Here is a 24,682-nt window from a genome sequence, read left to right on the forward strand (position 1 = left end):
TTTATAAAAAGAAATCTTTTAGAACTTATATGCGTATCCAATTGAAAACTCGGTACCAGGTTCTCTTAAAGAGAATATTTGATCTTGGGCTTCATACGATTGGAAAACACTTTCTCTGTCGCTGCCTAAGATGTTTGATACTTTAATATCTATAGATGATTTTTTAGACGCTCCAAAAGCTTTGTTTAACGTAAAGTTTAAGCTCTGGAATGGTTTTGTAAATACATCTGGAACACCACCTAAACCAACAACCTCTAAGGTTTTACCTTGCACATTAAAGAATAGACCGGTTTGTAGACCAAGTTCTTTATTAGCGTAGTTTAAGCTCGTGTTTACTAAAAACGGTGCTTGCCCTTGTAATTGTCTTTTTTCGTCTATGGTTTGGCCATCTCTTGCGTTGGCAACTCTAGAGTTGTATTCTTCCTCAGACATGGTTAACTCCGATTCGGTAACCGATACGTTTAAAGCAAACTTTAAATCGTTTAAATCTTCAGCAATAAAACCTAAGCTTTTTCTAAACTCTACCTCGGCACCATAAACCTTGGCGCTACCTAAGTTACCAATAGTTAATTGGGTTGGGGCAGAAGCAAAGAATGATTTTTCTAAAGGATCTTTAAAATCTTTAAAGAAAGCACTTACCGCAAACATTTGTCCGCCAGCTCCGAAGTTTTCAAATCTTAAATCGAAGTTGTTTACATAGGTTGGTTTCAAATCGATGTTACCAATAAATAAACGGTCTGTAATAGGATCGAAAATTTGAGATAAAGAAGCTTCTTTAAAAGAAGGTCTTGCTGTTGTTTTATAATATGATGTACGAATGTTAGATTTTTCGGTAGCGGCATAAATAAAGTTGGCCGACGGAAATAAATCGTAAACATCAATCACTTTGAATCTATTATATAAATCTGCACCATCTTGCCCAGTGTAATATGATGAAAAGGCTTCAGCTCTTAAACCTAAAATAGTTTTTAGTTTTTCAGAAATATTAAATTCATTAGAAATGTAAGTTGAAGAAATATGTTGCTCACCTTCATAAGCATCATTAGGGTTAAAAAGATCACCAGAAATTAAATATGTACCGTTTGAGTTATCTCTACTCCAAAGGTTTTCTGTTGCTAAAATATTATCAGGATTTCCGTTTAAAACTGATGTTCCGTTATTGTCAAACGTCCAATCGTCTACACTAAAATCTCTAAATTTATACGTATGGCCACCACCAAATTTCACTTTTGCAGGTTTTCCGAATAATTCGTATTTTTTACTCAAATCGACTTTACCAGCCCAGTTTTCTTCTTGTAAAAAACGCCAAATTCTAATAGGGAACGTTGCTGCGGAAGCACTAATAAAATAATCGCCAGTTTGAGATTCTTGAAGCGGTGTTACTCTATGATCTAAGTCGTGAACTTTAGATATTGTTGGAGATAATTTCCATTCGAAGTTCCAGTCATTTTCTGCACCAAAAGAGTGCGTACCATTTAATAATACGTTGGTTACGGAGCGTTCGGTATAAGTAATAGCGTCTTTTGTTAATGGCTCATATCCAGAGCCAGAACCAGAACCACCTTGTGCTACGGTTTGACTAAAGAAACCACCAGCAGATTCTCCATTTTGAATATGAAGTACATTAAAACGGTATTTTGAGTTTTGTGTTTTAAAAGTAAGTCCAACAAGTCCGTTTACAAGAACATTATTAATACCTTCACGACCATTAGAAATTCTATCGGCAACTAACTCATTATTCGACGTATCGTTAGCATCTATAGAGTATGCGCCATCACGTCTGTTTTCGTAAAATGTTGTACTGTTTTTGTATGAAAAAGAAGCTAAGTAACCAAACTTGTTATATTCACCTACTTCAAATTGATCTCCAATAGTAAAACCGAAATCGAAGTTAGGTTTGCTTGTTTCTTCTTTAGCTCTTAATTGGCTATCGAAACGGCTTGTAAGGGTTGTTAATAAGCCACGGTTATCAAATGTACCAGGAATGTTTTGGTAACGGTGAATTGGGCGGCTTCTAGAATTATCATCATATCCAAAAAAGTCCGTGCTACTAGAATTTCCTATTAAAAAATTATCTTTACCATGCATGCTTGGGTTAAAAGCTGCACCAAGCGAAATAGACGCTTCAAATTTCGTTGGAAAATCTTTAGTTACAATATCTACAACACCACCGGTAAAATCGGCAGGGTATTCGGCAGCAGCAGATTTTACTACAATAATATTATCGATAATATTAGTTGGAAAAATATCCATTTGAATTGTGTTTCTGTCAGGATCTAAACCGGGAATATCAACCCCGTTCAAAGTTGTTTTTGTGTAACGATCTCCAAGACCACGTACATAAACATATTTTCCTCCCTCTACAGAAACACCAGGAACACTTTTTACAGCACTTGCGATGTTACTTGCTCCGCTAGATTTTATGCTTTGCGCCGATAAACCATCTAAAAGGGTAACCGATTTTTTCTGAAGATTTAAAACCGCATTTTCAGTATTGCGTTTGGCGCTTGTAGTAATTACAATTTCGTCTAAAGAATTCGATTTTAAAATAACATCTAAATAGAAAACTTGGTTTGCTTTAATAACAATATCACTAATTTCCTTCGATTCGTATCCAACAAAAGAGAATATTAGGGTATAATTTCCGGCATCTAAATTTAGTTGGTATTTACCATCAAAATCTGTTGTTGTGCCGGTTGTAGTTCCTTTTACTAAAATGTTGGCAAAAGCCATAGCTTCATTATTGTATTCGCCATCTAGCACATTTCCAGTAACAGTTCCTGTTTGTGCGCTTAAACTTAATATTGAAGTTAAAAAAAGCGTAAGAAGGATATAAATATTTTTCATAAATATAATTTGAAAACTACTGCTCACCCGAAAGTAAGCAGTAGTTGTATATTTTTTTAATATAAAGTGAAGCGGTTATTTTTTATAATGATAAACCACCTTCGATTACAGCGTAAGTCCAAGTAAACTCAGAGATTGTTGCTCCAACAGTTTGTGCACCTTTAGCAACTGCAGTAGCTTCCGAGCCGAAACCAGTAACTGTTACAGTTTCTGCTTTGTTAGCAAAAACATCTGTTACCGCGGTAACACCTGTTGGTAATACAATTTCCCAAGCAGAGAATGTTAATTTAGCGTCGTTATAGTTTGTGGCTACACCGTCGTTATCTAATTCTACATCAGAATCGGCTTTAAATCCGTAAGCATAAACATTGTTAGTTGCTCCAGTAGCACCACTTCTGTAATCGGCATATTCACCGTTTGCAGTAACACCGTTTCCAACAATAGTTGCGTTTTGTAAAGTAAAAGATCCTGTAGCAGTTCCTTCTGGTCCGTCAATTTCAAAAGCATGATCAGATGCGTCTCCTAAAACAACAACCGCATTGTCAATAGTTCCAGAGTAAGCTTGATCAATATCTAAAGCATCATCACCTTGTCCCCAAACTAATACGTTTTTTACGTTTACTGTACCACCGAAAAACTCGATACCATCATCAACATTTGCGATAACTTCAATGTTTTCAATTACAGTTCCAGTACCAACACCACCAAGTGTTAAACCGTTAATTTCGTTTCCTTCACCAATTAAAGCACCACCGTGACGGATAGAAATGTATTTAAGTACTCCAGAGTTATCAGCAGCATCTGTTCCACCGTATAATCCAAAAGTATCATCAGCAGGAATACCTTCAATTTGAACTTCAACTAAATCACCTTTAAAAGAACAAGGTGCGTTACCTAAAACAATTAGGCCACCCCAAAGTCCTCTGTTAGATTCATCTAAATTAGAACCTGCATTTTCGCCTGCATCAATATCATCACTTGTAGAAGTAAAAATAATTGGGCTTGTAGAAGTACCTTCAGCATTAATTTTAGAACCTCTTGCAATAATTAAAGCAGATGCTAAAGAACCTGTTCCTGGCTTTCCTTTAATAATAGTTCCAGCTTCAATAGTTAAAGTAGCTCCATTATCAACAACTACTTTTTGGTTTAATTCATATATTTTGTCATTCGTCCAAGTGGTATTTTCAGTAATTGCTCCAGTTACTGCAACCGTTTCCGTAGTACTTGTGCCATTGCCACCATCTTGGATAATTGTAATTTCTTCTATTATAATAGGTGTATCATCATCTTTAAGACAACCAGTAAAAACTAGTGTAGATACCATTAACAGAGGTAAAATTATTTTTTTCATGAGTTTTTTAATTTTGATATATTTTGTTTATTTCTTTCGGCAAAGAAACTACCGTAATCTTAAAATGGTGTTAATTCAAGATTAACGAACGGTAATAAAAGTGTTAGTAAAAGGTTACCTTAATGTTGCTTGATTTTACAAGAGGGTTACATTAAGTTAACATTAGAAAATGGCTTAATGCTATAGTTGATTTCGAGGAAATGTGGTAATCTATTATTTGGGAACATAATATAAAGACATAAAAAAAACAGCCTTCTAATTAAGAAGACTGTTTTTTTTATAATGAATGAAATATGTTATTATCCTTTAATTACTTGCTGTAACCGATGATGTTTCTGCGGTTTTACTATTTGCGAAAGCGGCCATTAAATCGTCTAAAGATAAAGTGTTGGCGCCTAAGGTTTCATTTATTGTAGTTATCCTGTTATCAACAACATTAACAGCTATCGTTTTAGATTCGTAACCCACAAAACTAAGTGATACATTGTACGTTCCGGCTTGTAAATGTTCAAATTTAAAGCTTCCGTTTTTGTCTGTTACCGTTTTAGCGCCCGTTTCTTTAATAGTTATAGTTGCTAGTTCTAGTGGAGCTTGGTTCGATTCTAAATCTAGAATATTTCCTGAGATAGATACGTTATCTTGAGCAAAGCTTGTAGCCGATATTAAAAAAGCGAATATTAAAAAAAGATGTTTCATGGTAATACTAAATAAATTTTGCTCTGCAAAATAAAGGCATTAAGGTCACTAGAATGTTATGTAACAATTAAACAACTGTGATGATAAGGTTACCCTAATGTTAAGCGAATTTTTATTTATTTTTTATTAGGAAATGTTATCTTGCCAGCATATAAATTTTTACCATGAACTGGGAACAACTACTATCCTTAAAACGCTTTGGCGACACCAATAAACGTATTAGAAAAGAACAAGACGAAACCCGTTTAGGTTTTGAAGTAGATTACGATCGTGTAATTTTTTCATCAGAATTTAGAAGTTTACAAGATAAAACTCAGGTTATTCCGTTATCCGAAACCGATTTTGTTCACACACGCCTCACGCACAGTTTAGAGGTTAGTGTGGTTGGGCGCTCACTTGGGCGTTTGGTGGGTAAAAAACTATTAGAAAAACACCCACATTTGCAAAGTTCATTAGGCTATCAAGCCAACGATTTTGGTGCTATTGTTGCCGCAGCAGCTTTGGCTCACGATATCGGGAACCCACCTTTCGGGCATTCTGGGGAAAAAGCCATTGGTGAATTTTTTATCACCGGTGCTGGTAAAAGTTTCAAAAATCAATTGACTGATAAAGAATATCAAGATCTTTGCGATTTTGAAGGTAATGCTAACGGATTTAAAATTTTAACCGAAGATCGCGATGGGCGTTTGGGCGGACTCCGTTTAAGCTACGCCACACTTGGGGCGTTTATGAAATACCCCAAAGAATCGTTACCTAAAAAGCCAACAGCACATATTGCAGATAAAAAATACGGATTTTTCCAAAGTGAAAAAGAAGCTTTTCAAGATGTAGCCAACGAGCTTGGTTTATTAAAACGTAGCGAAACCGATTTAAGTTTTTCACGTCATCCCTTAGCTTTTCTAGTGGAAGCAGCCGATGATATTTGTTACACCATAATCGATTTTGAAGACGGTATCAACCTCGGACTTATTCAAGAAGAGTTTGCTCTAGAATATCTTTCAAAAATCATTCGTCATAATATAAAGCCCGAAAATTATTACGCACTATCCTCCCGCGAAGACCGCATTGGTTATTTACGTGCATTATCTATTGGTAGTTTAATAAACGAAGCCGTAAACCTGTTTATGGAAAACGAAGAAGCTATATTAAACGGGAGTTTTGATTGTGCATTGCTTGATAAAAGCCAGTACGAAGCCCAAATAAACGACATCATTAAAATTAGTATCGATAACGTTTACCAATCCAGCGAGGTTATCGATAAAGAAATTGCAGGTTATGGCGTTATAAACACGCTGTTAAATACCTATGCAAGTGCTGTAAATAACGATTTCAATAACACGGCATCTAATTACGATAAACTCATACTAAAAAGCCTGCCTAAAGGTATCAATTCAACAAGCACTAGTCTGTACAAACGTCTATCTAGTGTGTGTTACTACGTGTCGCTCCTCACCGATAGTAAAGCTATAAAAGAATATAAAAAGATAAAAGGTTTCGGGTTTTAGTACCCCTTTGGGCGTTACCCTTCCCGATTGCTATCGGGAAGGGTCGGGCTATCACTACTCGCTCCCTCCCAAAAGGTCGGGGAGCTCAAACAGGCCGTTCCATCCCTAACGCAACAGCCTGCCAAGATATTTGTGTAAAAGTAAATGAATTATTATCCGGAATGTAAGTGCGTACTCTAAGTCCGTTTAGTTATCTTATTTCCTAAATTTCAACACATAATTATTCGAGCCATCGCTACCATCTAGAGCCACACCACTTGGGCAATACAAGTATTCCGGTTCGTTATTAGCATCCATTAAAAGCTGAGGTCTTTCAAATTTAACATGTTTTCCATAGCGCGGATTGGCACCTTCAGGAACTTGCCCGTTAAGATAATATTGTTGGAAATTATGAAATCCAGACAACGGTTCGGAATTAAACTTAAGGCCATCTTCTGATACCCAAAGCAAACCGCCGCCTTTTTCTAAAATACCATGATTATCCGTAGTTAACAAACAAACTTGATTACGCCACAAAAACACATAACCATCTTCTATTCGGGCTTTATTACTCGTAATAGGGTCGGGTTGGATAAGGTAAGGTCCTTCTAATTTATCCGAAATAGCAACGCCCATACTTACTTTTGCACCCGATCCTTTTGGGCCAGCCATGGCTTTAAAATATAAATGATATTTTCCGTTAGGGAGTTTTATAATACTTGGGTTGTTTACGCCTAGTCCGCTATTATGGCACCAAATGGTATTATCGTTTGGCGGACTAAGTAATGGGGTGTTTTTGTTTGGAGTTTCTATCCAAGGCCCGTAAATGTTGTCACTAATAAGCATACCAATACGTTGGCTCGGGCCATGTTGTTTATCGCCATCATTAGCGATGTAAACTAAAACATATTTATCGTCAATTTTCCTGATATTAGGGTTATGGAAACCTGCGGCATTCCAAGCGTTGCCGCCTTTCCCTTGTCCTATAACACCTTTAAATCGAAACGGACCTTCCGGACTTTTGGCTTCGTAATGTGCTATTTCACTATTAAAACGCCAAGCTGTTTTAAAAGGCGTGTTCGATGGCCATCTTGCCGAAAATAAATGTACGTTACCTTGCTCATCTCTTATGGGCGAACTTCCCCAAACATCATAACCAGGTTCGTTTATAGATTCTCCTATAAATGCCCATTGGTCAGACATGGCTGTTGGCATCTTTTCGTAAGGTTTTGAAGTCACTTCCGTAGAGGTTTCTGTTTTCTTACTCGTGTTTTCTTTGCAGGCTATAAAAAAGGTAGCGGAAATAGTAATGGTTAGTAATGTTAATTTTGCAAGTTTCATTAGTGGTGTGTCAAAGGGAAGTGTTGTTGGTGTTTATGTCGTTTTAATTCCAATGTTATTGTTTTTGTAACCACACCCTAATTTCCTTTCGTAAAGAAACTTCAGGTTTTGGTAACGGAATTTTTTGTCCAAATTGTTTGCTTTTATTAAATTTTGAAAACATAATTTTACGTTTTTTCCAAACCTCAGGATACAATTCCAAGAACTTATTAAAAAAAGTTTGTTCATTAATTTTTCCTTCTATTTTAGAAAGTACTTCTTTAAATTTCTCTTCTTGTTCTATAATCATTGTGTTATTATATAGTAGTCAGTAAACTATTGGTAGTTTCTGATTTTATTCTTTTTAGTTCTCGGTAACCGAAGGATATCAGTACACCCAAATATATATCACTTTGCCGCATAATAAAAATGAGATAGATTTTATTCTTCAATTTTAACTTTTAGCGTAGAATAATACTATAGCTTCTACTAGTTTTGTTTAAGTGAGAAAGAAATTGTTGGAGCTTACTAATTGGCATCCTCTTCAAAACCAGTTTTGTTTTTTAATTTACGTCGGATAAAAAAGAGTAGAACAGCGAAAAGTAAAGCTACTAAAGCTCCCCAGAATTTCACGAAGTTATCCCAAACAATATTAAGCAACTCATCTAATTTTTTTAAAAAGTCATTTTTGCGATCAACATTTACGTTTACCGATAAGGTTTTAGCTGTTTTTGGAGTCGATGTACCACTGCAATCACTGGTTTCAAATAATTCGATATTGGCGCTAACTCGGTAAACTCCTTTAGATTTTGGCTTAATCGAAAAACGAACTTCCGAACCGCTAGCATCTATTTTATGGCATTTTGCAGGCATGGGGTTGAGTACTTCAAAGTCGGGTGCAACAGGTGTTATTTTGGCGTATTTTCCAACCGATTTTGGGAACATGGTTTCATCTTCAACCATTCCGACCATGCGTTCCGGTCTAATCGAGGTATCGCCAAGCCATACACGTAGTATGCCTATTTCATTCAAGTGAATAATACTATCAACTGATAAATGTACACGGTATTTGTCCTTATTTAATTCGTTTTCTTTCGGGATTATAATGGGTGCTTGAATATCTTTCGGGGTATCACCTATGTTTTCAGTAGTATTTTCTACTGCTTCTTCCATGGCCTCTTCTATAGCTTCTTTAATGCTTTCAGTAGCCGATTCATCAACTTTTTGTTGAGCTCGTTTGGAGTCGCCACAGGAGCTCATAAAAAGAACCGTAATTACGATAAATAGCCTCCCCAGGCCAATAAAATTTTTCATCTTTAATAAAGGTTTAAAGTCTATTAACAGTGTTCTGCTTGCATAAATAGGTCTGTGTGCGGACTCATTCTGCAAGGGTGTGGCTATTAAAATGTACCTGTGGGGAGAGATGTGTTAGAATATAACTAAGATAGTTGTTTTTTCTCACGAAAACAAATTTAAAAAAGTTATTTAAAGCAGTGTTTTAATGAATTTTAAGATGCTATCAGCATCTAAACCAATGCGTTGGTGTAATTCATCAACTTTAGCGTGTTCAATAAAATGGTCTGGAATACCTAAGGTTTTAATGGTGTTTTTGTAGTTGTGCTCAGCTGAAAATTCTAAAATAGCTGTACCAAAACCTCCGGTAATAGCGTTATCTTCAATAGTGATTATTGTTTGGTTTGCTTTAAAAATACGGTGTAGTAAGTTAGCGTCTAGAGGTTTTATAAAACGCATATCGTAATGTGAAACGTCTAAAGTTTCAATGGCTTTACTTACAGGTTCGGCCATGTTGCCTATACTTAAAACTGCAAGATGATTTCCTTGCTTAAGTGAAACACCTGAGCCTATTTCAATTTTTGAAAACGGTTGTTTCCAGTCAATGGTAACACCACGACCTCTAGGGTAGCGAATGGCTATGGGATAATCTAGTCCCAATTGCGCTGTGTACATGATGTTGCGTAGTTCGATTTCGTTTCGCGGAGCAAAAATAATTAAATCTGGGATGCATCTTAAATAAGATAAGTCGAAAACTCCGTGATGGGTGGCGCCATCTTCTCCCACTAATCCCGCGCGATCCAAACAAAAAATAACAGGTAGTTTTTGCAAGGCTACATCGTGAATAATCTGGTCATAAGCACGCTGTAAAAAGGTCGAGTAAATATTGCAAAATGGTATTAAACCTTGAGTAGCCATACCTGCAGCTAAAGTTACGGCGTGTTGTTCGGCAATACCAACATCAAAAGCACGGTCGGGCATATCGGCCATCATGTATTTTAAGGAACTTCCGGTGGGCATTGCAGGTGTTATGCCTACAATTTTTTTATTAATTTTAGCGAGTTCAACAATGGTATGGCCAAAAACATCTTGATATTTTGGAGGTTCAATGGTTGGGGCTTTGATACTTAAATCGCCTGTTTTAGCATTGAATTTTCCTGGTGCGTGATATTTTACTTGGTCTTCTTCAGCTTGTTTTAAACCTTTTCCTTTTGTAGTAATAACGTGTAAAAACTTCGGACCTTTTACGGTTTTTAAACGTTCTAATTCCGGAATTAGTTTTGGTAAATCGTGCCCATCAATAGGCCCGGAATAGTTGAAATTTAAGGCTTCAAAAATATTATCTTGTTTTTGTGTGCCTTTTTTAACGTTGGTTAAATATTGTTTTAAAGCCCCAACACTGGGGTCTATACCAATAGCATTATCGTTTAAAATTACTAAAATATTAGAGTTGGTAACACCTGCATGGTTTAAGCCTTCGAAAGCCATACCTCCAGCAATACTCGCATCGCCAATAACGGCAATGTGTTGTTTTTCAAAATCACCTTTTAATTTGGAAGCAATGGCCATGCCTAAAGCTGCAGAAATAGAGGTGGAGGCGTGTCCAACACCAAAAGTATCGTAAATACTCTCATCACGTTTTGGAAAGCCACTTATACCATGTAATTGGCGGTTGGTATGAAAATTATCACGCCTTCCTGTTAATATTTTATGACCGTAAGCTTGGTGACCAACATCCCATATAAGCTGGTCGTTGGGTGTATTGAAAACGTAATGCAATGCAATAGTTAACTCGACAACGCCTAAACTAGCGCCTAAATGCCCTTCTTTTGTAGCTACAATATTAATAATGAAGTTTCGCAGTTCTTGAGCAAGTTGCGGTAAGTCTTTTTGGTTTAAAAGACGAAGTTGTTCGGGTGAGTTTATTTGGTTGAGTATGTTGTTTTGCACAGCGCAAAAATACATGATTTTTCAAGTTGGAGCGTAATTAAATAGTTTCAAATTGTATTTTTGCTAGATGATACAACCTTTTGATGATACTTATTTTATGAAAAAGGCACTTCAGGAAGCAGAGTCGGCTTTTGAACGTGGCGAAATTCCGGTGGGTGCTGTAATTGTAATTGATAATAAAATTATTGCACGCGGACATAATTTAACCGAAACCTTGAATGATGTTACGGCACATGCTGAAATGCAAGCCATAACAGCAGCTGCTAATTTTTTAGGTGGAAAATATCTGCAAAAATGCACGTTGTACGTTACTTTAGAGCCGTGCCAAATGTGTGCAGGTGCGTTGTACTGGAGTCAGATTTCTAATATTGTTTATGGCGCCAGAGATTTGGAACGCGGTTGTATTCATTTAAACACGAAATTGCATCCCAAAACAAAAATTAAAGGGGGTATTCTGGAAGATGAAGCTTCTGCTTTAATGAAACGTTTTTTTATTGCTAGACGTGGTTTGAATTAGGAGTTAACGTAGGTTGTTAGCTTCTTTAAAAAAAAGTACACGATTTTTATTATACGATTTCTCCTGTTGTTTGAATGACGAGTTTGAAATGCTTACGGCAAATATGCCCGCGTTAGGGATTGCAGTGGATAGCCCACAGCCCGACGTAGGAGGTGCGAGGACTTGGAACGGAAAGCCCGACCCTTTTCGGGTAACGCCCAAAAAAGTTTAATTTTTTTTATCGCGTTGAGAGGCTTTCATTTTATCCAGATTTTCTTTGGTTAGCATGTAATCTTTGGGGTCTTTTCCTTTCCAACGGTAGTATGAAAATATGGGGAAAACGATAAGAAAAAGGCTTGTTACGCCAAAGCCGATGAGCTTTTCGGTGTAATCTACTTCGAGTACGAAACCAAGAATGATACTGGTGAAAGCGGCGATGGTTAATATGGCGATGAGGTATTTCATTCGTGGATTTGTGATTATTTTGTAAAGTTAATAAGTTGTTCGCGGTAGGCGGTAAGGAGTTTAGATTTTGAAATGTAACCGTAGTATTTTCCGTTTTTTACAACGGGTAAATTCCAGGCGCCACTGCTTTTAAATTTATCCATAATCGTATTCATATTATCGGCGTTATAATCTATAATTCCGGCGTCGGCATGCATGAGACTATCGGCATCTACGGTGTCGTATAAATCAGAATTGAACATGATATGACGCACGTCGTCTAGACGGATAACACCGAGAAATTCGTGATTATCATTAACCACAGGAAAATGATTTCTGGACGATTTGGCGACGGCATTCTTGAGGATGTCGCCGAGTTTCATATCTGGTTTTAGGGTAATGAAATTCGTTTCGATTACTTTATCGATATCTAAAACCATGAGTACGTTTTGATCTTTATCGTGGGTCATAAGTTCGCCACGTTCGGCAAGTTTTAGCGTATATATAGAATGGGAAATGTAAGATTTTGTAATACTGAATGAAATGGCTGAAACAAGCATTAGAGGCACAAAAAGTTCGTATCCGCTAGTAATTTCTGCTATGAGGAAAATCGCGGTAAGCGGTGCATGAAGTACGCCGGCCATTAAACCAGTCATCCCGATGAGTGTGAAATTAGATTCGGATACATGAAAACCGAGCCCGATATTATTCACGATTTTAGCGAAAGCATTTCCGAGTGCGCTACCCATAACCAATGTTGGGATAAATACACCGCCAACACCTCCGGCTCCAAAAGTGGTGGTCATGGCAATGGCTTTAAAAATGGCAATGCCAATTAAAAGCGCGATAACAATCCAAATATTACTGAGGTCTAAATTGAATGGTGTTTTACCAATGGCTGCAAGGTGGTCGCCTTTGAGTAAGTTATTCATAATACCGTAGCCCTCACCGTATAGCGGCGGGATAAAATAAAGGATAGTACCAATGGCTAAAGCACCAATTAGTAGACGTACGGCACGACTTTCGAATTGTTTGAAAAAGTTGGTTATCGCAAAAAATACTTTTGAAAAATAAACAGATGCCATGGCGGTTACCACCCCAAGGATGATGTAAAAACCGATGTCGTTAACTTCAAATTTATCGGTGAGTTCGAAACGTAATAGCACGTCGGTACCTAAAAACATGTAAGAGGTAAGTACTGCGGAAACAGATGCGAGTAATAGTGGTACCAATGAGGCAAATGCAATATCTAAACTGAAAATTTCTACGGCGAAAATAATGGCGGCAATGGGGGCTTTAAACATGGATGCCATAGCACCAGCGGCTGCACAACCGATTAGTAAAAGTCGAGTTTTAGTACTCATGTGGAGTAAACGTGCGGCATTGGAACCTAAAGCAGAACCCACGCTTACGGCAGGACCTTGTAAACCTACTGAACCTCCAAAACCTGCGGTAAGTGGTGCTGTGATTAAGGACGCGTATATATTATATTTGGGGATGATGCCATTTAATTTTGAAATGGCGTGTAATGTTGATGAAATACCATGGCCAATATGCTTTTTTAACCAAACTTGCTTAATGATGTAAACAAGCAGCAAACCTATAATAGGAAATATAAAATAGAGCGCGTGATGATGGTTTCTGAAAGCTTCTAATTCTAATAATAAACGAATGTAATGCGTTAAGTTTTTAAGCACCACGGTACCCATTCCGGCAAGAAAACCGGTTAGAATACTCAGGATATAAATAAACTGGTTTTCGGAAATGTGTTTGTATTTCCAAAGCAAGAATTTACGTAATAAACTTTTGGTAGATCGTGGCATTAGTTACTGAATTCAGTATAAAATTACAAAAAAAACATGGATGTGTTCAATTTTAAGCACTTAACTTTAATAGCGTCGATATTCTCTTTATGTTTTGGTTTTTACGACTGGTCTTGAAGATTTATTAATTGACGACGGTAAGCTGTGAGTAGCTTAGATTTTGAGATGAAACCATAATATTTTCCGTCTTTTTTTACGGGTAAATTCCAGGCGCTACTGTCTTGAAATTTTTTCATAATATCGGTCATTTTATCTTTGTCGAGGTTGATTACTTCGGGTGGTTTCTGCATTAAATCGGAAGCAAAAACATTGTTGTATAAAGATTGATCGAACATAATAGGGCGTAAATCGTCTAAAAGAATAATGCCTTCTAATTTCTGGGTATCCTTTTTTACAACAGGATAGATATTTCGTTTCGATTTAATTACCGCTTTCTGGATGATTTGCTCTAAAGTCATGTTCGGATTTAAAATCATAAAGTTGGTTTCAATAACTTTATCGATATCCATTAAAGTTAAAACGGCGTGGTCTTTATCGTGGGTAATTAATTCGCCTTTTCTACCTAATTCCATATTGTAAACCGAATGGGGTTTAAAATATTTGGTAATACTGAAAGATATGGTTGCGGTAATCATTAGAGGAACAAAAAGCTCATAACCGCCCGTAAGTTCAGCAATTAAGAAAATGGCCGTAAGTGGCGCATGCAAAACACCAGCTAAAACACCCGCCATACCAACTAGGGTAAAATTACTTTCGGAAATTGGCGTATTTATTAATCCGCTGTTGTTAATTATTTTGGATATGCAAAAGCCCATAATACTACCCATAAAAAGGGTTGGTGCAAAAATACCACCAACACCACCGGCTCCAAAGGTGAGTCCGCTAGCTATAATTTTAAAAAGCATAAGTGCGGTTAGAAGTAAAACAACGTTCCAAATATTGGTTAAATCCATTTGAAACAAGTTGTTTTCCAAAGCTTTTTCGGGATTGCCAACAATAAGATTATTAATAACGTCGAAACCTTCACCATATAAAGGCGGAATTAAAAACACAAGTAAGCCAATACCAATACCACCAATAAGTAGTTTTTTTATTGGGCTACCAATAGTGTCGAAAAACTTTTGAATTCTATCGTAAACTTCCGTGAAATAAATGGATACAAAGGCCGCAACAATTCCTAAGATGATATAGAATGGCGCATCGGCAAGGTAGAATTTATCTTCAATTCTGAAAGGTAAAATAACGTCGCTTCCGAAGAAAAAACGTGAGGTTAAAATTGCTGAAAGTGATGCTAATAAAAGTGGTAACATAGATGCGATAGTTAAATCGAGACTAAACACTTCAATCGCAAAAATAATAGCCGCAATAGGCGCTTTAAAAATAGAGCTCATGGCACCAGCAGACGCACATCCAATAAGGAGGGTTCTGGTGGTTTGGTTCATGTGGAACATGCGCGAAATATTAGATCCTAACGCAGCACCTGTGGCTACGGTTGGTCCCTCTAAACCTACGGAGCCTCCAAAGCCAACGGTTAATGGCGCGGTTAAAATAGAACCAAACATTTGAAAGGGTTTCATGAGTCCTTTTCGTTTTGAAATGGCATATAATGTGGATGGAATACCGTGACTGACTTTATTCCGGATAACGTATTTTATACTAAGGTAAGCTAGAGTTAAACCGATAATGGGAAATAGAAAATAAAAGGCATGATGATAGTCTTTTACTAATTTGCCTTCTAATAAATGCTGGATAAAGTGCGTTAAGTTTTTTAAAACTACAGCGCCCATTCCGGATGCGAAACCAATAATGATACTAAGCAGGTAAACAAACTGGCGTTTGGAGATGTGTTTGGCTCTCCAAATAAGAATTTGTTTTAAGATGGTTTTTTTAGGCATTTTAGTTTTGTACGGATTTAGATAAAATATCGGTTGCTAGATATCCATCATTTTTATTGAAATACCAAGCTCTGTTTTTTGGCATTTTTATCCCGTTTATGGTTTCTAAACCGGTTAGCAGGATGTATTCGCCATCGTTTTTGCTTTCATCTTTAAAGAACTGATAAACTTCCATGGCGTAGGTTTCTGGATTAAAGTAGAAATACCAAGTATCTTTACCAACTTCTTTTTGGTAAGTAGCTTTTAAAACTAAATATTCTTTTCCTTTAAAAGTTTTTTGAGTTACTTTTTGATCTATTATAGTGCCTTCATCATTTAATTTCATTGGTAAACCGTACAAGTAGGTGTAGTAGTTTTTAAATAATTTTGCGCGCTTACAGCTTAAGTTATGCTCTTTTTTAAGTGCATCCGTTAAGTTGGTATTGCCGTTAATAGATAAGGTGCAGTCTGATTTGTTAACAACGGACTCCGCAAGTATCGTGTCTTTTTGAGTTTGTAAAGCAAAATATTCTTTAGGTAAACTTATTGAAATATTACTTATTCGTTCGGGTTTGTTGGGCATGTTCATGGTAACTGAAAATGCGCCTTCAAAGTTTTTCCAATTATTATCAGGGTCGTGAAATTGTATAGATTTCTCTAATAATTCAGCACCCGTAATATCTTGGGATAAACCGATTGTTGATACGAAAAGTAAGCAAAGAAGGATTAAATTTTTCATGTATTTGGTTTACTAAAAAATCCTGCAAAAGCAGGATTTTAATATTATGATTTTAAATTAAGTTTTAAGCTTAACTCTGTTAATTGATCATCATCAATTGGGGCGGGTGCATCGATCATTACATCTCGGCCCGAATTGTTTTTTGGAAAGGCAATAAAATCTCGAATAGTTTCTTGTCCGCCTAAAATAGCAACCAATCGGTCTAATCCAAAAGCTAAACCGCCGTGTGGTGGAGCACCATATTCAAAGGCATCCATTAGAAATCCAAACTGTGCTTTTGCTTCTTCTTCAGAAAAACCTAAATGTTTCAGCATGATGGCTTGCGTGGCTTTATCGTGAATACGAATAGAACCTCCTCCAATTTCGTTACCGTTTAAAACTAAATCGTAAGCATTGGCTTTTACTTCGCCTGGGTTAGAGTCTAAAAGTTCTATCTGTCCCGGTTTTGGCGATGTAAATGGGTGGTGCATGGCGTGGTAATGTCCGGTTTCTTCATCCAGTTCCAGTAAAGGGAAATCGATAACCCAAAGTGGAGCAAATACTTTGGGATCTCTCAATCCTAAGCGTTCTGCTAATTCCATACGTAAAGCACTTAATTGTGCGCGTACTTTATTTGTATCTCCAGAAAGTACACAAACTAAGTCGCCTGCTTTGGCGCCTGTAATTTCTGCCCATTTGGCTAAATCGTCTTGGTCGTAAAATTTATCTACGGAAGATTTGAAGCTTCCATCGTCATTACAACGTGAATAAATCATGCCTAAAGCACCAACTTGCGGACGCTTTACCCAGTCTATTAATTTATCAATTTCTTTTCTAGTGTAGCTATTTCCACCTGGTACAGCAATACCAACAACTAATTCAGCATTGTTGAATACCCCAAATTCTTTATGTTGTGTTACCGCGTTTAATTCGCCAAATTCCATACCGAAACGGATGTCTGGTTTATCGTTTCCGTATAAACGCATTGCATCGTCGTAAAGCATTCTTGGGAATTTTTCAATTTCAACACCATTCACTTCTTTTAATAAATGACGGGTTAAACCTTCAAACACATTTAAAATATCTTCTTGGTCAACAAATGCCATTTCACAATCTATTTGTGTAAACTCGGGTTGTCTATCGGCGCGTAAATCTTCATCTCTAAAGCATTTTACAATCTGAAAATATTTATCCATACCACCAACCATAAGCAGTTGCTTAAAGGTTTGAGGCGATTGTGGAAGGGCGTAAAATTCACCAGCATTCATACGTGATGGAACTACGAAATCGCGTGCGCCTTCAGGAGTAGATTTTATTAAATATGGTGTTTCAACTTCGATAAAGCCTTCAGTAGAAAGATAATTTCTAACCGCTTGAGATACTTTAGATCTAAAAATTAAACTGTTTTTTACCGGGTTACGACGAATATCTAAATAACGATATTTCATTCTAATATCTTCGCCTCCATCGGTTTTGTCTTCAATAGTAAAAGGAGGTAGTATCGATTTGTTTAAAATAATAAGCTCGGAAACTAAAATTTCTATGTCTCCCGTTGGCATATTCGGGTTTTTTGAAGCACGTTCAATAACCGTTCCTTTAACTTGAATTACGAACTCACGTCCCAAATGTTGGGCTTGTTCTATTAAATCTTTGCTAGTACGCTCTTCATCAAAAACAAGTTGAGTGATACCGTAACGGTCGCGTAAATCGACCCAAACAATAAAACCTTTATCTCTAGACTTTTGCACCCAACCAGATAGGGTTACTTCTGTATTAATGTGTGCCGCAGTTAATTCGCCGCAATTATGACTTCTGTACATTGTTGTAAAATTGAGGTGCAAATTTAACCCAAATTATGCAATTACAAATCTATTCGGTCGCAAATATTGATTAAATAGGGTTGCGTTATGATGTTTTTAGAGTTAATCGCCTAGATGTGTTGTTGAAGAGGGGAGAGGCGAGTCTGTTTGAGTCTTTTTTTGATGCTGTTTTTAAGCGATGCTGGATGGTGTTGAAACCTTGGGTTGATTTTAATTTTTATATTATTGGCAATTATCATATTGATATTTTTTAGCTTAAAAATCAATAATATATATGGTTTGTTACGGTATCTTTTGTTAAAATGCTATATGTAGATGGAATATTATGTTAATTTTTTATTAAGAAAAACGATAATATGTATATATTAGCTATAACTAATTCAAAATAAACTAATTATATGACTAAATTTTTAAATCATTTTGGGATGATGTTTCTGTTATTTATAGGCACATCGGGAACGCTAATCGCACAAGAGGTTTCGGGTGTGGTAAGTGACGAATCTGGTGCTTTGCCAGGTGTATCGGTAATTGTTAAAGGAACAACTACGGGGACCACAACAGATTTCGATGGTAAATACTCCATAAGTGCCGATAGTAACGCTGTTTTGGTGTTTTCGTACGTGGGTTATGAAACTCAGGAAAAAGCAGTTTCAGGAAATAAAATGAATGTTACCATGCAATCGGGAGTGGCTTTAGATGCTATTGTTTTAACAGGAAATAGAGCAAAACCAAGAACTATTTTAGATTCACCTGTGCCTATTGATAATATAGGTTTAGATGAAATGCGTAAAACGGGACAGCCAACTATTGATAAAATGTTGACTTATAAAGTGCCATCGTTTAACTCGTCTACTCAAGCTGTTTCTGATGCTACAGCGCATTTTGATCCTGCAGATTTACGTGGCTTAGGACCAAGTAGAACGTTGGTTTTAGTAAATGGAAAGCGTAAAAACCAAAGTGCATTAGTGTATATTAATGATACGCCAGGAAAAGGTGAAGTTGGTGTAGATTTAAAAAGTATTCCTGCTGCTGCCATTGAGCGTATCGAGGTTTTAAGAGATGGTGCTTCGGCACAATATGGCTCTGATGCTATTGCGGGTGTTATCAATATGGTATTAAAAAAGAACGTTGAATATACTACGGTCAATGTAAAATCGGGGATGACAACCGAAGGAGATGGTTTTAATTTTGGTGTGGATTTAAACACAGGCTTATCTGGTGATAATGGTGCGTATTTAAATTTTACTGCGGGATATTACGAACAAGAAAAAACCAATAGACCAGGGGCTCCTGGAACAGATGCTTTAATTGGAGTGTATGCTGGTGATCAGACTTGGGGAGATTGGTTAGCTAATAATCCTGAATTAGGGATGAACGTTGGGCAACCCGAGTTAAAAAAACTCGATTTGTTTTTTAACGCAGGAGTGCCTTTCAAAAATGATTCAGGTGAGTTTTATACTTTTGGAGGTGTAACGTCTAGACAAGGCACAAGTTTTGCGTTATACAGAGCGCCTTACTGGGTTGGAGATCCATATAATTTATTACACGAAGCGGGTTCTGATTATAATGGGTTTCAGCCCACTTTTGAAACCGATGTTGTCGATAACAACTTAACGGCTGGTGTAAAGTGGAAATTATTTAACTTCGATGTCGATTTTAGTGGAACATACGGAAGAAACAGAATTGATTACGATGTAAACAACACTTTAAATATAGACTTAGGAGCAAATAGTCCAATTGAATTTGCTGTTGGGGGGTATACGTTTAGCAACTCGTTGGCGAATTTAGATTTGTCAAGAAGTTTAGGGCAAGTGAATATTGCTTTTGGAGCAGAAATAAAGAAAGAGAACTTTTCTGCAAGAGCAGGTGATCCTGCTTCCTACTATAATCCTACAGGGAATGGTAATGCGCAGTCTTTCCCAGGTTTACAGCCTGCTAATGCGGTGCGTGCCGATAGACATAATTATGGTGTTTATGGCGATTTAGAATGGGAGCCAACCGATGCTTTACTAATTGGTGGAGCTATTCGATATGAAGATTTTAGCGATTTTGGAGACAATGTATCATGGAAAGTAAGTGGGCGTTACTCCTTAGGTGATAAAGGGGCTTTGAGGGCATCATATAGTACAGGGTTTAGAGCGCCATCGTTACATCAAATATATTTAAGTAATGTGCAAACATTGGTTTCTGGTGGTAGTATTTCAAACCAAGGCACGTTTAATAATGTAGACCCAATTATTCGAGAAGATTTAGGTGTGCCGCAGCTTACTGCGGAAACATCTAAAAACATATCGGCAGGTATAACTTATAAGGTTAAACCTAACCTTTCTGTTTCAGCAGATTTTTATAATGTAAAGGTGGATGATCGTGTTTTATTTACAGGTGAAATTGGATTCGATGGCGATGATGGATCAACAAATCCAGTAGAAAGTGTATTGATAGCTAATTCTATTACCAGTTTGAAGTTTTTTGTAAATGCTGTAAGTACAAGTACTTCAGGAGTAGATTTAGTGGTTAATTATACTAATATCGATTTAGGTAAAGGGCTCTTGAATGCTACTTTAGCGGCTAATTTTAATGAAACTACTATTGAAGGCGCAATTGATACACCTGCTATATTTGCAGCAAATGGTTACGAAATTTTCAATAGAAAGGAGCAAGCTAGAATTACATCGGCAAGACCAAAATCTAAAGTATTATTAGGTTTAGATTACGATTTAAATAAATGGGATTTTATTGTAAATAATACTTATTTTGGCGAGGTTACGTGGCAACATGGTAGTAATCCTGCGTTCGATCAAACCTTCGCAGGTAAGGTGCTTACAGATTTAATCGTTGGTTATGAGTTTAATGAAAAGGTTTCGGGGAACATTTCTGTAAATAATTTATTTAATGTGTATCCAGATGAATTAGATGCTAAAGGTGATGTGGTTACCGATCTTGGAGGGCGTTTTAAATACGCTTGGGAAGTAAATCAATTTGGTTTTAACGGTACTATAATTAATGCGAGTTTAGCCTTTAAATTCTAAAGTTAATAACGCTTGTTTTAGAAAACGTATTTTTTATTCTATAAACCCCAAATTTTGGCCTTTTCTCCAAAATTTGGGGTTTTTTTTTAAGTTTAACATTTTTTTTAGACTATTTAAAATAATTCTTAAATACTAATAAAACGTTAATAATACGTTTTATTTTTAAGGCTATACTTTGTGGTTTGTTTTTTAGAATATTGATTGTCATTGAGTTATAGTTGTGTTTGGTTTTTTGTTTAAAAAAAACAAGACACAAAAACAGTTTTTTAATTTGTAAGTTTTTATATCGGAAAGGATGTTTTGTGTGTATTGTTTTACATCTAAGCATTTAATATCCAATATAATATGCATATATTAGCTTTAACTAATTCAAAATTATTTATTATTATGAGTAAACTTTTAAACTTTAAATGCTTGATGTTTCTATTATTTATGGGAACTTCAGGAACGCTATTCGCCCAAGATGTTTCGGGTGTTGTAAAAGATGATTCTGGAGCACTGCCAGGTGTGTCCGTTGTTGTGAAAGGCACAACAACAGGAACAACAACAGATTTTGATGGAAATTATTCTATCAACGCCAGCAACGGCGCTATTTTGGTGTTTTCTTATGTGGGTTATGAGACACAGGAGAAAGCTGTTTTGGGTAGTGTAATGAATATAAGGATGCAATCTGGAGTTGCTTTGAATGAGGTGGTTTTAATTGGGTCTAGAAATCCAAGTAGAACATCTGTAGACACGGCTGTTCCTGTTGATGTTATTGATATGGCCGATTTAGCTACTGCGGGTCCTCAAGTTTCAGTAACACAAATTTTGAACTATGTGGCGCCTTCATTTTCATCTAACACACAAACTGTTGCCGATGGGACGGATCATATTGATCCTGCTCAATTAAGAGGGCTTGGACCAGATCAAGTATTGGTTTTAGTGAATGGAAAAAGAAGACACACATCGTCTTTAGTAAATGTAAACGGTACGCCAGGACGTGGTTCTGTAGGAACCGATTTAAATGCTATTCCTGCAGCATCTATTAAAAGAATTGAAGTATTACGTGATGGTGCTGCGGCACAATACGGATCTGATGCGATTGCTGGAGTTATCAATATTGTATTAAAAGATAATGTTAATGAACTTACAGCTGCCATAACTACGGGAGCAAACATGTCTAAAAATGGAAATGATCATGATGGTGGTATCGATGGTGAAAAAACACAAATTGATTTAAACTATGGTATTCCATTAGGTGATAAAGGAGGTTTTATTAACATGACGGGGTCTTTAACAACACGTCAAAGAACTTCTCGTGCACGTGCAACTACTGGAGATATTTTTCATGCTTACAATTCTATAGAGTGGCAAGCGTATCAAGATGGTTTTAATCTGTCTGATTTAAGAACCGATTTAGGAGCTATTCAAAACTATGCTTCACAAGTAGGTCATTTTGATTCTGGTTTACAATCGCAAATCGCTGGTGCTTCAAGTATTGAAGAGTTATCGGGGTATAATACAGTTACAGGAGCGCAAACTGCCGGAATTTTAACTGGTTTAGATGTTACTGATGCTGAGTTAGTGGCTAGAGGTCAAACGCGTAACGATTATAATATGAGCGTAGGTCAGTCTGCTTTAGATCAAGGGCAATTTATGGGTAATTTAGAAATCCCTTTAGGTGATGATGAAAACGAGGCTAAATTATATGCTTTTGGTGGTTTATCTTACCGTCATGGTGATGCTTCTGGATTTTATAGAACGCCTGGGCATGCTTCTGGTAGAGGAAATACCTTATCTTATATTAATGGATTCTTACCAGATATCGAGTCTGATATTATTGATAAATCTTTAGGTTTCGGTATTCAAGGAAAAATTAACGATTGGAATATCGATTTATCTCATACTTGGGGTTTAAATACTTTTGCATATAATATTACGAACACCACAAACTTTTACTTACAAGCTTCATCTCCAACGGAATTTGATGCAGGACTTAATGGTTTTCAACAAAACACGGTTAACTTCGATATGTCTAAGTTTTACGAAGATATCATGTCTGGTTTAAACGTTGCTTTTGGTGCGGAATATCGTGTTGAAAATTTCTTTATTGAAGCTGGTGAAGTATCATCTTACGCTAAATATGATGTTAATGGTGAGATTGAAACTGTTGCAGCGTCTGGAACTCCAGCATTACAAGTAACTGACTTTTTTGGAAATCAAACCGATGCAGGTTCTCAAGTATTTTCAGGGTTTACTCCAGGAAATGCTATAGATACTAAAAGAAACAGTATGGCATTATATGTTGATGTTGAAGCAGATATTACCGAAGCATTTTTAGTGAGTGGAGCAGTGCGTTTTGAGGATTTTAGCGATTTTGGAAGCACATTGAATGGTAAATTAGCCATGCGTTATAAATTAAGTGAGAACACCAATATTAGGGGGGCTTTAAGTACAGGGTTTAGAGCGCCATCTTTACATCAACAATTTTATAGCAAATCGAATACCTTATTTAACGATCAAGGTATTGCAGAGCAAGTGGGTACATTTACAAATAACTCTAGAGCAGCAGCTTTATTCGGAATACCGAAGTTAAAAGAAGAAACATCGTTTAATGCGAGTTTAGGGTTTACTTCTAAAATACCAGATGCTAACCTAACATTTACAGTTGATGGTTACTATATCGCTATTGATGATAGAATTACATACACAGGTAACTTTTCAAGTCCTAATGATGGCTCTCAGTTAGCCGATATTTTTACTAATTTAGGTATTGGTCAAGCAGCGTTTTTTGCAAATGCTATTGATACAGAAACTAAAGGTTTAGATGTTGTTATTTCTCATAAAGCAAATATTGGAAACGGACGATTAACTAATAATTTAGCAGCAACTTATTCAAAAACTAAAAAAGTAGGCGCTACAAAAGGAAGTGATATTCTAACGGCTGCAGGTTTATTGGATAATTATTTTGATGAAGCTTCTAGGATATATTTAGAGCTTGCAGTACCTAGAGTTAAAGCGAATCTATCGCATAACTTAGAAATGGGAGATTGGAATTTCTTCTTAAGAAATGCATTCTTTGGTAGTGTTTTCGATACCGGAAACTTAACAGGTGGTGGTCATCCAGAAATTGGATCTAATGTAGTAACCGATTTAACTGTAGGTTATAACTTTAGCGAATCTCTTAGGTTAACTGTAGGAGCAAACAATTTATTAGATGTTTATCCAGATGAATTACCAGGTTATTTAACGTCTAGCAACCAGTTTGTGTACTCTCGTCGTGTATCGCAATTTGGTAACAACGGACGCTATGTTTTTGGTAGATTAACATTCAACTTGAAATAAGATAGTTTACCTATTAATATTTAAAAGCCTCGTAAATCATTTGATTTACGAGGCTTTTTTTTTGAGCTTATTTAATTATGATGATACAATTTCTCCTTACGTTGAAATGGTTTACGTAAACTTTATACGCTTAGAAGTATACCGACGATTGGCGGTGTCACACACGATTCTATTAGCATAGTTCTATTTAATGATACTACGTGTTTTAAC

At 36.4% G+C, this 24,682-nt stretch carries 16 protein-coding genes; 4 read left to right on the top strand and 12 right to left on the bottom strand.

Annotated features, from left to right (window positions below; genetic code table 11):
- Positions 1-18: 18 nt before the first annotated feature.
- From QWY92_RS07685 to QWY92_RS07695, 3 genes are all read right to left on the bottom strand, one after another.
- Entirely contained in the window at positions 19-2,847 is a 2,829-nt protein-coding gene (locus tag QWY92_RS07685) for a TonB-dependent receptor (RefSeq protein ID WP_290269932.1), read from the bottom strand.
- A gap of 82 nt (positions 2,848-2,929) precedes the next feature.
- On the bottom strand, positions 2,930-4,198 hold the full coding sequence (locus QWY92_RS07690) for a beta-helix domain-containing protein (protein WP_290269934.1): 1,269 nt from the start codon (positions 4,196-4,198) through the stop codon (positions 2,930-2,932).
- Positions 4,199-4,504: 306 nt separating this feature from the next.
- A complete protein-coding gene (locus QWY92_RS07695; RefSeq protein WP_290269936.1) occupies positions 4,505-4,894 on the bottom strand; it encodes a carboxypeptidase-like regulatory domain-containing protein in 390 nt (129 codons plus the stop codon).
- A gap of 164 nt (positions 4,895-5,058) precedes the next feature.
- Here QWY92_RS07695 and dgt point away from each other — a divergent pair, with 164 nt between their 5' ends.
- Complete coding sequence (gene dgt / locus QWY92_RS07700; protein ID WP_290269938.1) at positions 5,059-6,399, top strand: dGTP triphosphohydrolase; 1,341 nt, start codon at positions 5,059-5,061, stop codon at positions 6,397-6,399.
- Between the two features lie 195 nt (positions 6,400-6,594).
- Here the strand turns inward: dgt and QWY92_RS07705 are convergent, their stop codons facing one another.
- The 4 genes from QWY92_RS07705 to dxs all read right to left on the bottom strand — a co-directional run bounded on the left by QWY92_RS07705 (position 6,595) and on the right by dxs (position 10,956).
- A complete protein-coding gene (locus tag QWY92_RS07705; protein WP_290269940.1) occupies positions 6,595-7,719 on the bottom strand; it encodes a glycoside hydrolase family protein in 1,125 nt (374 codons plus the stop codon).
- Positions 7,720-7,774: 55 nt separating this feature from the next.
- Positions 7,775-8,008, bottom strand: coding sequence for a hypothetical protein (locus tag QWY92_RS07710; RefSeq protein ID WP_290269942.1), 234 nt, complete (start codon positions 8,006-8,008; stop codon positions 7,775-7,777).
- Between the two features lie 218 nt (positions 8,009-8,226).
- Positions 8,227-9,012 (bottom strand): hypothetical protein, encoded by a 786-nt coding sequence (locus QWY92_RS07715; RefSeq protein ID WP_290269944.1) that lies wholly within the window; start codon positions 9,010-9,012, stop codon positions 8,227-8,229.
- A 171-nt stretch (positions 9,013-9,183) separates the two neighbouring features.
- The gene (gene dxs, locus QWY92_RS07720; protein WP_290269947.1) at positions 9,184-10,956 is read right to left on the bottom strand and encodes a 1-deoxy-D-xylulose-5-phosphate synthase; all 1,773 of its coding nucleotides are present in this window, start codon (positions 10,954-10,956) and stop codon (positions 9,184-9,186) included.
- A gap of 52 nt (positions 10,957-11,008) precedes the next feature.
- Between dxs and QWY92_RS07725 the strand changes: the two genes are divergently transcribed.
- Positions 11,009-11,458 (top strand): nucleoside deaminase, encoded by a 450-nt coding sequence (locus QWY92_RS07725; RefSeq protein ID WP_290269949.1) that lies wholly within the window; start codon positions 11,009-11,011, stop codon positions 11,456-11,458.
- 207 nt (positions 11,459-11,665) lie between these two features.
- On the opposite strand, the gene QWY92_RS07730 is transcribed toward QWY92_RS07725, so the two are convergent.
- The 5 genes from QWY92_RS07730 to aspS form a co-directional block, all read right to left on the bottom strand.
- Complete coding sequence (locus QWY92_RS07730) at positions 11,666-11,902, bottom strand: hypothetical protein (RefSeq protein ID WP_290269951.1); 237 nt, start codon at positions 11,900-11,902, stop codon at positions 11,666-11,668.
- A 14-nt stretch (positions 11,903-11,916) separates the two neighbouring features.
- Positions 11,917-13,704, bottom strand: coding sequence for a chloride channel protein (locus QWY92_RS07735; protein WP_290269953.1), 1,788 nt, complete (start codon positions 13,702-13,704; stop codon positions 11,917-11,919).
- 101 nt (positions 13,705-13,805) lie between these two features.
- Positions 13,806-15,599, bottom strand: a complete 1,794-nt coding sequence (locus tag QWY92_RS07740) for a chloride channel protein (RefSeq protein WP_290269956.1) — start codon at positions 15,597-15,599, stop codon at positions 13,806-13,808.
- A gap of 1 nt (position 15,600) precedes the next feature.
- The gene (locus tag QWY92_RS07745; RefSeq protein ID WP_290269957.1) at positions 15,601-16,317 is read right to left on the bottom strand and encodes a DUF6503 family protein; all 717 of its coding nucleotides are present in this window, start codon (positions 16,315-16,317) and stop codon (positions 15,601-15,603) included.
- 44 nt (positions 16,318-16,361) lie between these two features.
- Positions 16,362-18,116 carry an aspartate--tRNA ligase gene (aspS, locus tag QWY92_RS07750; RefSeq protein WP_290269959.1) on the bottom strand — a complete coding sequence of 585 codons (1,755 nt, stop codon included), beginning with the start codon at positions 18,114-18,116 and terminating at the stop codon, positions 16,362-16,364.
- Positions 18,117-18,514: 398 nt separating this feature from the next.
- On the opposite strand from aspS, the gene QWY92_RS07755 reads away from it, so the two are divergent.
- Positions 18,515-21,145, top strand: a complete 2,631-nt coding sequence (locus QWY92_RS07755; RefSeq protein WP_290269961.1) for a TonB-dependent receptor — start codon at positions 18,515-18,517, stop codon at positions 21,143-21,145.
- Positions 21,146-21,532: 387 nt separating this feature from the next.
- Positions 21,533-24,472, top strand: coding sequence for a TonB-dependent receptor (locus QWY92_RS07760; protein WP_290268288.1), 2,940 nt, complete (start codon positions 21,533-21,535; stop codon positions 24,470-24,472).
- Positions 24,473-24,682 lie beyond the last annotated feature (210 nt).

Origin of the sequence: Algibacter miyuki (assembly GCF_030409805.1) — a bacterium.
Lineage (GTDB): Bacteria > Bacteroidota > Bacteroidia > Flavobacteriales > Flavobacteriaceae > Algibacter > Algibacter miyuki.